Here is a 14,821-nt window from a genome sequence, read left to right on the forward strand (position 1 = left end):
GGGGCTGATACATCATGGAGACACCAAACCAGGACTCCGGACGTACACCGGCAGAGCAGTCTGCCGCCAACGACCTCTCGGTTGCTGACCGCCAGGTCAACATACTTCGGGACAAGCTCAGGCACATCGACCGCCAGTTGGCAGCGGCAACGCAGAACAACACCAAGCTGGTCAGCATGCTTGAGACGGCCAAGGCGGAGATTCTCCGGCTGAAAAACGCCCTTGACCAGGAAGGACAGCCGCCGTACAGCTTCGGCACCATCCTCCAGATCAACCCAAAGCGGCAGCCTTCCCCCGGCAACAGCGGACAGGCTGCCACGGAGGAATCGGTGGACATCTTCAACGCCGGCCGGAAGATGCGGGTGGGCATCAGCCCCCTGGTAAACATCAACCAGCTGGCGGTAGGCCAGGAGGTGCTGCTCAACGAAGCCCTCCTGATCGTTGCAGGGCTCGGCTATGAGCGCGCCGGCGAGCTGGCCACCCTGAAGGAGATGCTGGGACGGGACCGGGCCCTGGTGGTGGGCCGGGCCGATGAAGAACGCGTGGTCCGGCTCTCCGGCGCGCTGCAGGCCGAGAAGCTCAGGGTGGGCGACGCCCTCTCCGTGGATTCGCGGACCGGCTACGCACTCGAGAAGGTGCCGCGCTCCGAGGTGGAGAACCTGGTCCTGGAAGAAGTTCCGGACATCACCTACGAGGACATCGGCGGCCTTGGCCCCCAGATCGAGCAGATCAGGGACGCGGTGGAACTGCCGTTCCTGCACCCCGACCTCTACCGGGAGCACGGCCTGAAGGCGCCCAAGGGCATCCTGCTGTACGGGCCTCCGGGCTGCGGCAAGACCCTCATCGCCAAGGCTGTCGCCAACTCCCTCGCTGCCCGCGCCGCCGAGCGGTCCGGGAACGTGGACCTGAAGAGCTACTTCCTGAACATCAAGGGCCCTGAACTCCTCGACAAGTACGTGGGCGAAACGGAGCGGCACATCCGGCTGATCTTCTCCCGCGCCCGGGAAAAGGCATCGGACGGCAGCCCCGTAGTGGTCTTCTTCGACGAAATGGATTCCTTGTTCCGCACCCGCGGCACCGGAATCTCGTCCGACGTCGAAACCACCATCGTGCCCCAGCTCCTCAGTGAGATCGACGGCGTGGAACGCCTCGACAACGTCATCGTCATCGGCGCATCCAACCGTGAGGACATGATCGACCCCGCCATCCTCCGGCCCGGCCGGCTGGACGTCAAAGTCAAGATCCAGCGTCCCGATGCCGAAGCCGCCGCGGACATCTTCAACAAATACATCACGCCGGACCTGCCGTTCCACGAATCGGACCTCGCAGAGCACAACGGCGACGTCCAGGCCACGGTTGACGCCATGGTCCAGCGCACGGTCGAAGCCATGTACTCCACCGATAAGTCCAACGAGTTCCTGGAGGTCACCTATGCCAACGGTGACACCGAGATGCTCTACTTCAAGGATTTCAACTCGGGCGCCGTGGTGCAGAACGTGGTGGACCGGGCCAAGAAGTACGCCATCAAGGACCTGCTGACCACGCACCAGAAGGGCCTCCGGATCGAGCACCTGCTGCGCGCTGTGGTGGACGAGTTCCGCGAACACGAGGACATGCCCAACACCACCAACCCCGACGACTGGGCACGCATCTCCGGCAAAAAGGGCGAACGGATCACCTACATCCGCACCATCGTCCAGGGCAAGGCCGGCCAGGAACCGGGCAAGTCCATCGAGACGATGCCGACCACGGGACAGTATCTATGACGGGTGCAAAGGGACCCGCTGCCGGGGAAGCGCTCCCCGTCGGCGGGGCCATGCGGGTCATGGGGGCGGAAACCGAATACGGCATCCACGCCCCCTCCGCACCCTCGGCCAACGCCACCATGATGAGCGCGCGGGTGGTGCAGGCCTATGCCCAGGTCACCAGGCAGCGGGCGGCCGGCGGGGCCGAGACCCGCTGGGACTATACCGACGAAGAGCCGCTGCACGATGCCCGGGGTTGGACCGTGGACCGGGGAGCTGCACACCCCACCCAGCTGACCGACCAGCCACCAGTGCTTGACGCGGAGGCGGTGGCCCTGGCCTACGGGCGCGAGGAACTCGAACTGGACGGCCAGGACGAGTCGGGGACGCTGCTCATGAACATGGTCCTGGGCAATGGGGCCCGGCTGTACGTTGACCACGCCCATCCGGAGTATTCAAGCCCCGAGGTCACCAACCCACGGGACGCTGTGGCCTGGGACGCTGCCGGCGACCTTGTGGGGCTGGCGGCCGTGCGCCGGCTGGCGGCGGACCCGGCGCTCCCGCCGGTCAACCTTTACAAGAACAACACGGACAACAAGTCCGTGTCCTACGGTTCGCACGAGAACTACCTCATGCCCCGTTCGGTCCCTTTTGGCGACATTGTCCGCGGGCTCACGCCATTCTTCATCAGCCGGCAGGTGGTCTGCGGGGCCGGGCGGCTCGGGATAGGACAGGACAGTTCAACCCCGGGCTTCCAGGTCAGCCAGCGGGCCGACTTCTTCGAAGCCGAGGTCGGCCTGGAAACCACCATCCGCCGGCCCATCATCAACACCCGCGACGAGCCCCATTCCACCGCCGACAAGTACCGGCGCCTGCACGTCATCATCGGTGACGCCAATCTCAGCCAGGTGTCCAACTACCTGAAGTTCGGCACCACGGCCATGGTCCTGAGCCTCATTGAGGCAGGGCTCGCCCCCAAAATCGAAGTCTACGAGCCGGTGGCAGCGCTCAAAACGGTGAGTCACGATACCTCGCTGACAGCAAAGCTGCGCCTGTTGGACGGACGGCGGGTCACGGCGCTGGACCTTCAGTGGATGTACCACGAAGCCGCAGCCAAACTCGCCCAGGACACCGGCGTCGGTGACGCCGTGGACGGTGACGGGCACACACACGAGGTCCTGGAACGGTGGGCTGCCGTTCTCACCCAACTGGACAGTGACAGGGCCGCGGCTGCCAGTTCCGTGGAGTGGCTGGCGAAACTTACCCTGCTTGATGGGTATCGCCAGCGTGATGGACTGGAGTGGAGCGATGCCCGGCTTGGCCTGGTGGATCTCCAGTGGTCCGATATCAGGCCGGAGAAAGGCCTCTACTACCGCCTGTTGTCCAGGAACCGGATGCAGCGCGTGGTGGACGATGCTGCCATCTCCGCTGCCGTGGCCGAGCCCCCCGCCGACACCCGGGCCTTCTTCCGCGGAAAGTGCATCAGCAGCTTCGGCAAGGATGTGGTGGGGGCAAGCTGGGACTCGGTCATCTTCGACGTGCCCGGTTACGGACGGCTTCAGCGGGTGCCTACCAGGGAACCACTGAGGGGAACCAAAGCCCTGACCGGAGCGTTGTTTGAGCGCTACCGGGAAGCGGGACCGTTCCTCGGCGAACTGCTGGGACACAACAGTACTCCGCCTGCGGCGTAAACCGCGCCGGAACGCCCGTCCCGTGGCAGGATGGGCATATCGGAGGATCCGCCGGATCCACCGGAGGAAAAAGGAGGGAATCCAATGGCAGGCCAGGAGCAGCAGCAGCCGCAGTCACGCGACAGCCAGGTCGAAGACGACATCCCCGAGGCACCCCCGGCACCGCCCGAGGCGCAGGCTTCGGCGTCGACCGAAGGCGTGGACGACCTGCTCGACGAAATCGACGGCGTCCTGGAATCCAACGCCGAAGAGTTCGTCCGGGCATTCGTGCAAAAGGGCGGCCAGTAACCCGGACCCGGAAGGTGGCGGAAGCCGCGGACGGCCGGAATCTGTACCGACGTTGAAGTACCACGTTCAAGGAGTGATGAGTGCAGGAATCAACCGCCAACCAGGTAGCCGCCAACGCCACCTCGTCCTTTACGGAGCACCTGCAACGGGACCGGCCCGAGCTACTGCCCTTTAGCCGGTCCCTCCAGGGCGGCGTGTCCGGGGCTGCGCCGTTGCAGGTTCCGCACGCCACCACGATCGTGGCCATGAGTTACGGCGGCGGTGTCCTGATGGCGGGCGACCGGCGCGCCACCATGGGAAACATCATTGCCAGCAGGCACATCGAGAAGGTCTTCCCGGCAGACCACTTCTCTGTCCTTGGCATAGCCGGCACAGCCGGAATAGCGATCGACCTGACGCGGCTCTTCCAGGTTGAACTTGAGCACTACGAAAAGATTGAAGGAACCCAGCTCAGCCTCGAAGGCAAGGCGAACCGGTTGGGGGCCATGATCCGGGGCAACCTTCCCATGGCCCTGCAGGGCCTTGCCGTGGTGCCCCTGTTTGCAGGGTTCGACACCAGCGCCGGTGTCGGACGGCTGTTTTCCTATGACGTCACCGGGGGCAGGTACGAGGAACACGAACACCATACCGTGGGTTCCGGTTCCGTCTTCGCCCGCGGAGCCCTGAAGAAACTCTGGCGGCCCAACCTCACCCCGGCTGAGGCGCTGTCCGTCGCCGTGGAGTCCCTGTACGACGCCGCCGACGACGATTCCGCCACGGGCGGCCCGGATACCGTCCGGCAGTTGTGGCCCGTGGTTTATACAGTGGACAGGACGGGAGCCCGCCGGGTGCCCGAGGCCGAACTCGCGGCTGCTTCGCGCAGCGTGATCGAAGCGCGCACCATCGCCGGACGGGAGGCCTGAGATGACCCAGCAGTTTTATGTCTCGCCCGAACAGCTGATGAAGGACCGCGCGGATTTCGCGCGGAAGGGCATCGCCCGCGGCCGGTCGGTGGTTGTCATCAGCTGCGCCGACGGCATCGCACTCGTCGCCGAGAACCCATCGCCGTCCCTGCACAAGATCGGCGAAATCTACGACAAGATCGCGTTCGCCGCCGTGGGCAAGTACAACGAATTCGAAAGCCTGCGCCAGGCCGGCGTCCGCTATGCCGACGTCCGCGGGTACTCGTATGACCGCGAGGACGTCACCGCCCGCGGCCTGGCGAGCGTATACGCCCAAAGCCTGGGTGCCGTCTTCACCGCAGAGCAAAAGCCGTTTGAAGTGGAACTGGCAGTAGCCGAAGTGGGCTCCACGCAGGCCGAAGACCACCTGTACCGGCTGACCTTCGACGGTTCCATCGCCGATGAGCACAGCTTTGTGGTCATGGGCGGCCAGGCAGACAAGGTGTCGTCAACCATCGAGGCAGGATGGCAGGCGTCCCTGGGCTTCGCCGACGCTGTCCGGCTGGCTTTGAAGGGTCTCACGCCTGCCCAGGAGGGTGACCAGCCGGCAGCACCTCTGCCGCCCGGCGCCCTCGAGGTGGCAGTTCTGGACAGGCTTTCCGAAAGCTCCCGCGGCTCCCGGCGTGCTTTCCGCAGGCTGAACGACGCGGACATCACAGCACTGCTGGCCTAGGAGGACGACATGGACAAGAGAATCTTCGGCATCGAAACCGAGTTCGGGATCTCTTACTCGAGCCCCGACTCGAGGCCGCTGGCCCCGGAAGAGGTGGCCCGGTACCTCTTCCGAAAGGTGGTCAGCTGGGGGCGCTCGTCCAACGTGTTCCTCACCAACGGTTCGCGGCTGTACCTCGACGTAGGATCCCACCCGGAATACGCCACCGCCGAATGCGACGACCTCGCCCAGCTGATCGCCCATGACCGTGCGGGTGAGCTCATCCTGGATGACCTGGTTGATGAGGCCCAGGCCCGGCTGGCGGCCGAGGGCTTCAACGGCACCGTATACCTTTTCAAGAACAACACCGACTCCGCGGGCAACTCGTACGGCAGCCACGAGAACTACCTCATTCCCCGCCGTGGGGAATTCTCCCGCCTGGCCGAAATCCTGATCCCGTTCCTGGTCACCCGCCAGCTCATCGCCGGCGCCGGAAAGATCCTGAAGACGCCGCATGGCGCCACCTATGCGTTCTCCCAGCGGGCCGACCACATCTGGGAGGGAGTGTCCTCAGCCACCACACGGTCGCGGCCCATCATCAACACCCGTGACGAGCCGCACGCGGACGCGGAGTTTTATCGGCGGCTGCACGTCATTGTGGGCGACTCGAACATGTCAGAGGCGACCGCCCTGATGAAAGTCGGAACCGTTGACCTGGTCCTTCGGATGATCGAAGCGGGCGTGATCATGCGCGACATGCGGATGGAAAACCCCATCCGCAGCATCCGCGAGATCTCCCACGACCTCAGTGGCCGGGCATTGGTCCGCCTGGCCAATGGACGCCAGCTCACCGCCCTTGAAATCCAGCAGGAATACCTCACCAAGGTGACGGCCTTCGTCAATGAACACGGCGCCCACAACCCGCATGTACCGCTGATCCTGGATCTGTGGGAGCGGACGCTGCATGCCATTGAATCCGGTGACACCAAGGGCATTGACACCGAAATCGACTGGGCCATCAAGAAGAAGCTGATGGATAACTACCGCGAACGCCACGGCCTTGGCCTGGACGCGCCCCGCATTGCCCAGCTTGATCTGACGTACCACGACATTTCCCGCAGCCGGGGACTTTACTACCTGCTGCAATCCCGTGGAGCGGTCCGCCGCATCGTGGACGACACTGTCATCAAGGGGGCGGTGGACGCGCCGCCGCAAACCACCAGGGCCAAGCTGCGCGGCGACTTTGTCCGCCGCGCGCAGGAGTTGGGACGCGACTACACGGTGGACTGGGTGCACCTGAAACTGAACGACCGCGCCCACCAGACGATCTTGTGCAAGGATCCGTTCCGCAGCGTCGATGAGCGCGTCGATGCGCTTCTGGACTCTATGGGCTGACGTCCAGCTTCAGGGTCTATTCTGGATAAGGTCCTTTTAACGGGACCTCTTCACGGCATGCTCCGCCGCCATGCGGAGTGTCGTATCCACCCTGCCCCGACGAAAGTTTTCCTACGTGCGCCGACTACTAGCAATCCTCCTTCCCGGCCTGCTGCTCCTGACCGCCTGCGGAGGCACCGCCTCCCAGCCAGAGCCCAGCAGCCAGTCCGCCGGGGAGACTGCAAAGTTCGACTCCCTCAAGCTGACCGACAACGGGGACAAGAAGGCCCCTGGCGTGGACTTTGACAAGCCACTGGCCGTGACCCAGCCAACCATCAAAGTGGTTTCCGAGGGCAAGGGCGACGCCGTAAAGGCCAACCAGGTTGCCAAGATTTCCATCCTCGCCCTGAACGGCACGGACGGCTCCCAGCTCGAGGATACGTTCCCCAACGAGCCGGAAAGCCTGGAGCTGAATGACGAGCTCAAGACCAGCAGCGCAGTCATCTACAACGCTTTCGTGGGCGCCAAGGTTGGATCCAGCCTTGCACTGGCCGTTCCCGGCCAGCAGAGCGCGGCATCGGCCAGCCCCAGCCCTTCCGACGGCGCCAGCCCCAGCCCGAGTCCGGAAGCCGGGCCCACCCAGCTGCTGATCATCAAGGTGCTCTCCGCATCCGATCCCACCCCGGTCCTGGACAAGCCCCAGGGCGAAACCGTGACGCCGCCGGCCGGGCTGCCTACCGTTACTGAAAAAGACGGCGTCCCCGAAATCAACGTTGCCGGTGCGGCTGCCCCCACATCCCTCGTGTCCCAGGACCTGATCAAGGGCTCCGGCGCCACCGTCAAGGAGTCCGACACGCTGACCGTGAATTACGTCGGCGTCAACCTGGCAGACGGCACCAAGTTCGATTCCAGCTTCGACCGCGGCCAGCCGGCCACCTTCCCGCTGACCGGGGTCATCAAGGGCTGGACCCAGGGCCTCGCCGGCAAGACCGTTGGGTCCCGCGTCCTGCTGGTCATCCCCAAGGACCTGGCCTACGGCGACGCCGGCCAGGGGCAGGCAAAGGGCGACCTGGTCTTCGTAGTGGACATCCTCGGGGTCAAGTAGCAAGACTTACATGGACGCCGCGTCCCTCGCGGCACCCCATCAGCATTTACGCATAGGAGCAAGCATGTCTTTTGGACAGCGGGAATTTGACCGCCAGAAGCCCGAAATCGATTTTCCGGAGGGCGACGTCCCCACGGAACTCGTCATCACAGACCTGATCGAGGGTGACGGCCGGGAAGCCAAGGCAGGGGACACCGTCTCCACCCACTACGTCGGCGTTGCCTGGTCCACAGGCGAGGAATTCGACGCCTCCTGGGGCCGCGGTGCACCCCTGGACTTCCGCGTCGGCGTCGGCCAGGTCATCCAGGGCTGGGACCAGGGCCTGCTGGGCATGAAGGTCGGTGGCCGCCGCCGCCTGGAGATCCCCTCCGAGCTGGCCTATGGCTCGCGCGGTGCCGGTGGCGCGATTGCTCCCAACGAGGCACTGATCTTCGTCGTGGACCTCGTGGCCGTGCGCTGACCCAGGCGCCAACACAGCCGGGAGCGCGGCAGTACTGGAGGAAGTTCCTCCGGTACTGCCGCGCTTTCTGCTTTCATCGGGGGAGTTTAGTAACGTAACGAGCGTGTCCCTATCCCGCACCGAACGACTCCTCAACCTGCTGATTGCGCTGCTCAACACCCGCTACGGGCTGCACCGCAGCGAACTGCGCGAAAAGGTCTACCACGACACCTCCGGCAATGACGTTGCGTTCGGACGGATGTTCGAGCGGGACAAGAATGACCTGCGGGCAATGGGCTTCGACGTGGAGACACTGACGGACATGGGCTGGAGCGAGGACGACCCCGCCACCACCAGGTACCGGATCGGCAAGGAGTCCAACCGGCTCCCGGACGTCCAGCTGGGGCCCGACGAGTGGACCGTCCTGCTGCTGGCCTCCCAATTATGGGAGCGCGCGGCACTGGGCACCGCCGCCCAAAGCGCGCTCCGCAAACTCCAGGCCGCCGGCAGGATGGCGGACGTGGAACTGCCGGCCGGGGTCCAGCCCCGGATCAAACCCGCCGGCCAGGCCTTTGATGACATCGTGGCCGCCATGCACGCCCGGCATCCGGTCACTTTCACGTATCTCGCCGGCACCACCGGCAAAGAGGAGGAACGCACCGTCGAGCCCTGGGGCCTGGGCAGCCGCTTCGGCCAGTGGTACCTCATGGGCTACGACCGGACACGCGAGGCGCCCCGGCATTTCCGCCTGTCGCGCTTCACCAGTGCCGTGACCACATTGGCGAAGGAGCAGTACACGCCGCCGGTGGACTTCAGTATCCGCGCAGAGCTGGACCTGTTGCCGGAACTGCCGCTGCGCACCGCCGTCGTGGACGTCAAGGAGGGGCACCTGCTGGCCCTCCGCCGTCGTGCTGTTCAAGCCACCCAGGACCAGGCCACAGGCCGGCCAGGTGCGGGCTGCGACAGGCTCTTCATCGAGTACCGGGACCCGGAGGTGCTTGCCGAAGAGCTGGCCTCCTACGGACCCGATGCCCTGGCAGTGGAACCGGCTGAACTTGCTGCCGCCGTGAGGCGCAGGCTCCAGGCAGCGGCCGCGTTCAGCGACGCACCTGTCCCCGACTACACGTTCGCCGATGCCCGTGCCCGGACCGCCCGGAAGGGAACGTCTGAGGACCAGCTCAAGCGCATGCTGCAGTTGGTCCCCTTCCTGGTCCACAACCAGGGGCTGCACATCCAGGACGTCGCAAAGCACTTCGGCGTCACCCGTGAAGAGCTCGAGGCAGACCTCCGGATCCTCATCTGCTCCGGGCTGCCGGAGGGTTATCCGGACGACCTGCTCGATATCCAATGGGAAGACGACCACGTCTTCATTACCCAGGACCTTGACCTGAAGAAACCTGTCCGGTTTACCGTGGCGGAGGCATGCGCTTTGCTGACAGGTCTTGAAACGCTCAACGGCCTGCCGGACCTTCCCGGCGGCGGCGCGCTGGAGTCGGTTACCTTGAAGCTCCTGGCGGCCGCAGGCGAGGAAGGGCTGCAAGCTGCCTCCATTGCCGGGCCGGAGGTTGCACCTGCCGACGCCGCAACCCATGCCACGGTCCGCCAGGCCATCGAGACCCGCTCCCAGCTCCACCTGACCTACCTTTCACCCCAGCGTGACGCCGTCACCGAGCGCGACGTTGACCCGCTGCGGCTGTATTCCCTGGACAACACCTGGTACTTCGAAGCCTGGTGCCACCTGGTGGACGGGCTGCGGAACTTCCGCCTGGACCGTGTACAGGACGTTCACCCCAACGGAGCGCCTGCCGCCCCGCACGGGATACCGGAGGGCGGGGTCCCGGCCAAGCTTTTCACCGCGAACGACGACGACACCACCGTCACCGTCCAGCTCACCCGGCAGGGGAGGGGGCTGGCGGAGGACTACTACGCGGAGCGTACCGCGGAGTTGCCCGACGGCGGCCTGGTGGCAGAGATCCGGTTCGGCAACACGGCGTGGCTGCCGATGTTCGTGGCCCAGCATGGCGGTTCAGCCCGGATTCTGGCCCCTGCGGAGCTGGCTTCCGCCGCGCGGGACTGGCTTGCGGCCTCGCTGGCCGGATACGACCGATAGACTTCTCACCATGCCTTGGTGGTCCTGGATTCTCATATGGGTGGCGCTTGTCGCCGTTGCCCTGCTGTTCTATGTTCTGCTGGGCATCCGTCTCTTCCGACAGTTCATGGCCACGGTGAAGGACCTCGCTGCAGCGGGCGAAAAGCTGGGACACCTGAGCCCGGTCGAGGTGGCGGGTGAACCCGCGGATCCGTCCGGGCCCCTGCCGGGTTCTGCCGTTTTTGCCTCGCCCGCCGTCATGCGACATGATTACGAGGCATCCAAATGGGCCCGGCGCGAGGAACGCCGCCGTCGGCGAGTGCAGCGTAAAAAGGACCGGGGCCAGCCGCAGGCGCTCGGAGATCTCGACTTCACATAGAAGTAGGATGTACTTAGAGGAAAGGATTTCCCGTGGGAAGACTCTTTGACGGCCCCTGGCCGATCGTAATCATCATCGTTGTAGCTTTGCTTCTCTTCGCCGCACCCAAGCTTCCGGCCATGGCCCGCAGCCTGGGACAGTCCATGCGGATCATCAAGTCCGAGGTGAAGGAAATGAAGAACGACGGCAAGGCCGACACCACCGACGCAAACGGTCCGGTGGAAGGCACCATCGTGAACCACCCCAAGGCGAAGCCCGGTGAGCCGACAGACGGCACTGACGTTCCGCCGTCGACCCGCGCCTGACCTCCCGTGGCACTGTCGCGGGCCCGTAAAGCCAATCCCGAGGGGCGGATGTCACTTTGGGAGCACCTCAAGGAGCTGAAGAACCGGCTGATCAAGTCGGCCATCGGCGTCGTCATTGGCGGCATTGGGGGCTGGATACTTTACGATCCGCTGCTGAAGGCCTTGGCCGAACCGGTTAACCGCATTTCCGATGAGACCGGCGGCCTTGCCGCCATCAACTTCGGGACCATCGCATCACCGTTCGACTTCAAGCTCCAGATGTCGCTCCTCATTGGCGCCGTCATCTCCAGCCCCATCTGGATCTACCAGCTCTGGGCCTTCATCACCCCGGGGCTGACGTCGAAGGAACGGCGCTACACCCTGGGCTACATGGCTGCTGCCATCCCGCTCTTCCTGGCCGGAATCTGGGTGGGGTGGCTCGTGGTGCCGCAGGTGGTCCACGCGCTGACCCAGTTCACCCCGGCAGGCTCCTCCAGCGTCATCGATGCCCGGACCTACATCGAGTTCGTCACCCGGATGGTGCTCATGCTGGGCCTGGCCTTCCTGGTGCCCGTAGTGCTGGTGGGCGTCAACATGGCCGGGCTCGTATCCGGCCACACCATCCTCAAGGCCTGGCGCATTACAGTCTTCCTGGTCTTCGTCCTGGCCGCCATTGCCGCGCCGGGCGCGGATGCGATTTCGATGTTCATGCTTGCCGGACCGCTGCTGGCGCTGTTCTTCGCGGCAATCGGCATCTGCATCATGAACGACAAGCGCCGCGACCGCCGCCAGGCCCGGCAGGTCGAGGAAACCGAGGCCACAGCGGACGTCGCAACCCCCAGCAGTGAACTGAAGAAGCTCTAGCCTGCCGTTAGGCTTGGGGTATGTCCTCCACCACCGGACCCTTCTCCGCCGGGCCCATCGATCCTGAAGAAATGTCGCCGGCCGAGAGGTACCGTGCCAGCGCCGAACGCCGGGCCGAGGCCGCCACCTACCTCGGGGCGTTTATCCGGACCCTGGACTTCGAGCTTGACGACTTTCAACGGCAGGCCTGTCTTTCCCTGCAGCAAGGCAAGGGAGTCCTGGTGGCTGCCCCTACCGGTGCCGGGAAGACCATCGTGGGGGAGTTCGCCATCTACCTCGCGCTGCAGCGGGGACTGAAAGCCTTTTACACCACACCCATCAAGGCGCTCAGCAACCAGAAGTTCAGTGAACTCACCGCTAAATATGGTGCGGACAATGTGGGCCTCCTGACCGGCGACACCAGCATCAACGGGGATGCCCAGGTGGTGGTCATGACCACCGAGGTCCTGCGGAACATGCTCTACGCTGATTCGGCCACTCTGGGCGACCTCGGCTACGTGGTCATGGATGAGGTGCACTACCTCGCCGACCGGTTCCGCGGGGCTGTCTGGGAGGAAGTCATCATCCACCTGCCCAGCGAGGTCCAGGTCGCCTCACTGAGTGCAACGGTTTCAAATGCCGAGGAATTCGGGGCCTGGCTGGACACCGTCCGCGGCGACACAGACATCATCGTCTCCGAGCACCGCCCGGTGCCGCTGTGGCAGCACGTCATGGTGGGCCGCCGGATCATGGACCTGTTTGCCGGAGAAACCACCTTCGACGAGATCGCTCCGCCCGTGGAGGAAGACGACCTGCGGCCGGCCTTGTCCGGCACGTCCCACGATGCCGGCAAGGGACGTGGTTTCGACGTCAACCCGGACCTGCTGGCAGTGGCCCAGAGCGAGATGCGGCAGAGCTTCCGCAGCAGGCCCGGCCCCGGCGGAAGGGGCCAGCGCGGCCGGCGCGGAAACGACCGCCCCGCCCGTGGCGGCGAGAACACGGGAGTGCGCCCCGCCAGCCGCCCCCAGGTCATCGCCAGCCTGGACCGGATGGACCTGCTGCCTGCCATCACCTTCATCTTTTCCCGCGCAGGCTGTGAGGCTGCCGTGGCCCAGTGTGTCTCGTCCGGCCTCTGGCTCACCACCGAAACAGAGCAGCGGATCATCGCCCAGCGTGTTGACGAGGCGGGGCAGGACATCCCGGCCGACGACCTTGACGTCCTGGGCTTTTGGACCTGGCGCGACGGATTGCTCCGGGGGTTCGCGGCCCACCATGCCGGAATGCTGCCGACCTTCAAGGAGGTGGTCGAGAAACTCTTTGCCGATGGCCTGGTCAAAGCTGTCTTCGCCACGGAAACCCTTGCGCTGGGCGTCAACATGCCTGCCCGGTCCGTGGTGCTGGAAAAGCTGGACAAGTTCAACGGCGAAGCGCATGTGGACATCACCGCAGGGGAGTACACCCAGCTCACCGGCCGTGCGGGCCGGCGAGGCATCGATGTTGAGGGCCACGCCGTGGTGCTGTGGCAGCCCGGTACAGACCCGACGGCGGTCGCGGGACTGGCATCGCGGCGCACCTACCCGCTGAATTCCAGTTTCCGGCCCACCTACAACATGAGCATCAACCTGCTGGCGCAGTTTGGCCGGGCCAGGGCCCGCGAGATCCTCGAGTCCTCCTTCGCCCAGTTCCAGGCGGACCGCTCCGTGGTGGGCCTGGCCCGCCAGGTGCGCAGCCGCGAGGAATCCCTGGCCGGCTACGCAAAATCCATGACCTGCCACCTGGGTGACTTCACCGAGTATGCGCGGCTGCGCAGGGAACTTTCCGACGCCGAGAACGCCACGTCCCGGACCAAGTCACGCGTCCGGAAGTCCCTTTGCGACGATTCACTGGCGCGGCTCCTGCCTGGGGACGTGGTAAACGTTCCCGGTGGCCGTGCCCCCGGGCCCGCCGTCGTCCTTAGTTCGGACCACGCCAGCCGCGAGCCGCGGCCGGCCGTGCTGACGCTGGACAACCAACTGCGCAGGATCGGCGCTGACGACCTCGAGGGTCCCATCGCGCCGGTTACCCGGGTCCGCATCCCCAAGTCCTTCAACGCGAAGGTGCCCAAGTCCCGCAGGGACCTGGCGTCCTCTGTCCGGAACGCGCTTCGAGAGAACCGTCCGCCCGCCCCGGGCCAGAACCGCAACCATGACTTCGGCCGGGCCGCTGCCTTGCCCAACCAGGAAAGGCGCATTGCGGATCTTCGCCGGGCCCTGAAGGCACACCCGTGCCATGGGTGCAGCGAACGCGAAGACCATGCCCGGTGGTCGGAGCGCTGGTGGAAGCTAAGGCGCGAAACGGACGGCCTGGTCCACCAGATCCAGGGCCGCACCAACACCATTGCCAAGACCTTCGACCGGGTCTGCGACGTCCTGTCCGTCTACGGTTACCTGGAAGACGCGGGAGACGGCCGGCTGAATATCAGCGCGGACGGCCAGCGGCTGCGCAGGATATACGGCGAGAAGGACCTGTTGATCTCGCAGTCCCTGCGGCTGGGCGCATTCAATGACCTCGACGCCGCCGAAGTTGCCGCGCTGGCCAGCGTACTGGTCTACCAGGCCAAACGCGAGGACCGGGGCCTGAGGCCGCGCATGCCCAGCGTCTCCTTGGAGACCGCCGTCGACACAGTGGTGAAGGAATGGTCCGTCCTTGAGGATGTGGAAGAGGAACACAAGCTCCCCCTGACCGGTGAGCCTGAACTGGGACTTGTCTGGCCGCTGTATAAGTGGGCCCGTGGCCGCCATCTGCAGGATGTCCTCAGCGGCACCGATCTTGCCGCGGGCGACTTTGTCCGCTGGGTGAAGCAGGTGGTGGACCTTCTGGACCAGCTTGCCAAGATCCCCGGACTGGACCCGCGGCTGGCACGGCTCTGCGCCGAAGCGATCAACCTCATCCGCCGCGGCGTCGTGGCATATTCTTCCGTCCTTTAGCCCCGATGACACCCGGCCGGCCCAC

The 14,821-nt window shown here is 65.2% G+C and carries 13 protein-coding genes; all 13 read left to right on the forward strand.

Annotation, left to right across the window (positions count from 1 at the left end; translation table 11 throughout):
* The first annotated feature begins 14 nt into the window (after positions 1 to 14).
* The 13 genes from arc to ASG79_RS09330 all read left to right on the forward strand — a co-directional run bounded on the left by arc (position 15) and on the right by ASG79_RS09330 (position 14,796).
* A complete protein-coding gene (gene arc, locus ASG79_RS09270) occupies positions 15 to 1,766 on the forward strand; it encodes a proteasome ATPase (RefSeq protein WP_018771121.1) in 1,752 nt (583 codons plus the stop codon).
* A complete protein-coding gene (dop, locus tag ASG79_RS09275; protein WP_018771120.1) occupies positions 1,763 to 3,436 on the forward strand; it encodes a depupylase/deamidase Dop in 1,674 nt (557 codons plus the stop codon). The genes arc and dop overlap by 4 nt, the downstream gene beginning before the upstream one ends.
* Before the next feature lie 84 nt (positions 3,437 to 3,520).
* Positions 3,521 to 3,724 (forward strand): ubiquitin-like protein Pup, encoded by a 204-nt coding sequence (locus ASG79_RS09280; RefSeq protein WP_018761343.1) that lies wholly within the window; start codon positions 3,521 to 3,523, stop codon positions 3,722 to 3,724.
* A gap of 80 nt (positions 3,725 to 3,804) precedes the next feature.
* Positions 3,805 to 4,626: a proteasome subunit beta gene (gene prcB, locus ASG79_RS09285; protein ID WP_018771119.1), complete on the forward strand. Its 822-nt coding sequence runs from the start codon at positions 3,805 to 3,807 to the stop codon at positions 4,624 to 4,626.
* 1 nt (position 4,627) lies between these two features.
* Complete coding sequence (gene prcA / locus ASG79_RS09290) at positions 4,628 to 5,338, forward strand: proteasome subunit alpha (RefSeq protein ID WP_018771118.1); 711 nt, start codon at positions 4,628 to 4,630, stop codon at positions 5,336 to 5,338.
* A 9-nt stretch (positions 5,339 to 5,347) separates the two neighbouring features.
* Positions 5,348 to 6,712, forward strand: coding sequence for a Pup--protein ligase (gene pafA / locus ASG79_RS09295; protein WP_056390354.1), 1,365 nt, complete (start codon positions 5,348 to 5,350; stop codon positions 6,710 to 6,712).
* Between the two features lie 115 nt (positions 6,713 to 6,827).
* On the forward strand, positions 6,828 to 7,796 hold the full coding sequence (locus ASG79_RS09300) for an FKBP-type peptidyl-prolyl cis-trans isomerase (RefSeq protein ID WP_018771116.1): 969 nt from the start codon (positions 6,828 to 6,830) through the stop codon (positions 7,794 to 7,796).
* A 64-nt stretch (positions 7,797 to 7,860) separates the two neighbouring features.
* Positions 7,861 to 8,256, forward strand: a complete 396-nt coding sequence (locus ASG79_RS09305; RefSeq protein WP_018771115.1) for an FKBP-type peptidyl-prolyl cis-trans isomerase — start codon at positions 7,861 to 7,863, stop codon at positions 8,254 to 8,256.
* A gap of 103 nt (positions 8,257 to 8,359) precedes the next feature.
* Entirely contained in the window at positions 8,360 to 10,345 is a 1,986-nt protein-coding gene (locus ASG79_RS09310; RefSeq protein ID WP_056390357.1) for a helix-turn-helix transcriptional regulator, read from the forward strand.
* A 10-nt stretch (positions 10,346 to 10,355) separates the two neighbouring features.
* The gene (locus tag ASG79_RS09315; protein ID WP_026266053.1) at positions 10,356 to 10,703 is read left to right on the forward strand and encodes a hypothetical protein; all 348 of its coding nucleotides are present in this window, start codon (positions 10,356 to 10,358) and stop codon (positions 10,701 to 10,703) included.
* 32 nt (positions 10,704 to 10,735) lie between these two features.
* Positions 10,736 to 11,008, forward strand: coding sequence for a Sec-independent protein translocase subunit TatA (gene tatA, locus ASG79_RS09320; protein ID WP_018771112.1), 273 nt, complete (start codon positions 10,736 to 10,738; stop codon positions 11,006 to 11,008).
* Between the two features lie 48 nt (positions 11,009 to 11,056).
* The gene (gene tatC / locus ASG79_RS09325) at positions 11,057 to 11,851 is read left to right on the forward strand and encodes a twin-arginine translocase subunit TatC (RefSeq protein WP_018771111.1); all 795 of its coding nucleotides are present in this window, start codon (positions 11,057 to 11,059) and stop codon (positions 11,849 to 11,851) included.
* A 20-nt stretch (positions 11,852 to 11,871) separates the two neighbouring features.
* The gene (locus tag ASG79_RS09330; RefSeq protein ID WP_056390361.1) at positions 11,872 to 14,796 is read left to right on the forward strand and encodes a DEAD/DEAH box helicase; all 2,925 of its coding nucleotides are present in this window, start codon (positions 11,872 to 11,874) and stop codon (positions 14,794 to 14,796) included.
* Positions 14,797 to 14,821 lie beyond the last annotated feature (25 nt).

Source organism: Arthrobacter sp. Soil761 (assembly GCF_001428325.1).
GTDB lineage: Bacteria > Actinomycetota > Actinomycetes > Actinomycetales > Micrococcaceae > Arthrobacter.

Excerpts from the sequence above, each read along its gene's own strand:
- arc (WP_018771121.1), top strand. The coding sequence starts at position 15 with ATGGAGACACCAAACCAGGACTCCGGACGTACACCGGCAGAGCAGTCT.
- dop (WP_018771120.1), top strand. The coding sequence starts at position 1,763 with ATGACGGGTGCAAAGGGACCCGCTGCCGGGGAAGCGCTCCCCGTCGGC.
- ASG79_RS09280 (WP_018761343.1), top strand. The coding sequence starts at position 3,521 with ATGGCAGGCCAGGAGCAGCAGCAGCCGCAGTCACGCGACAGCCAGGTC.
- prcA (WP_018771118.1), top strand. The coding sequence starts at position 4,628 with ATGACCCAGCAGTTTTATGTCTCGCCCGAACAGCTGATGAAGGACCGC.
- pafA (WP_056390354.1), top strand. The coding sequence starts at position 5,348 with ATGGACAAGAGAATCTTCGGCATCGAAACCGAGTTCGGGATCTCTTAC.
- ASG79_RS09305 (WP_018771115.1), top strand. The coding sequence starts at position 7,861 with ATGTCTTTTGGACAGCGGGAATTTGACCGCCAGAAGCCCGAAATCGAT.
- ASG79_RS09315 (WP_026266053.1), top strand. The coding sequence starts at position 10,356 with ATGCCTTGGTGGTCCTGGATTCTCATATGGGTGGCGCTTGTCGCCGTT.
- tatC (WP_018771111.1), top strand. The coding sequence starts at position 11,057 with ATGTCACTTTGGGAGCACCTCAAGGAGCTGAAGAACCGGCTGATCAAG.
- ASG79_RS09330 (WP_056390361.1), top strand. The coding sequence starts at position 11,872 with ATGTCCTCCACCACCGGACCCTTCTCCGCCGGGCCCATCGATCCTGAA.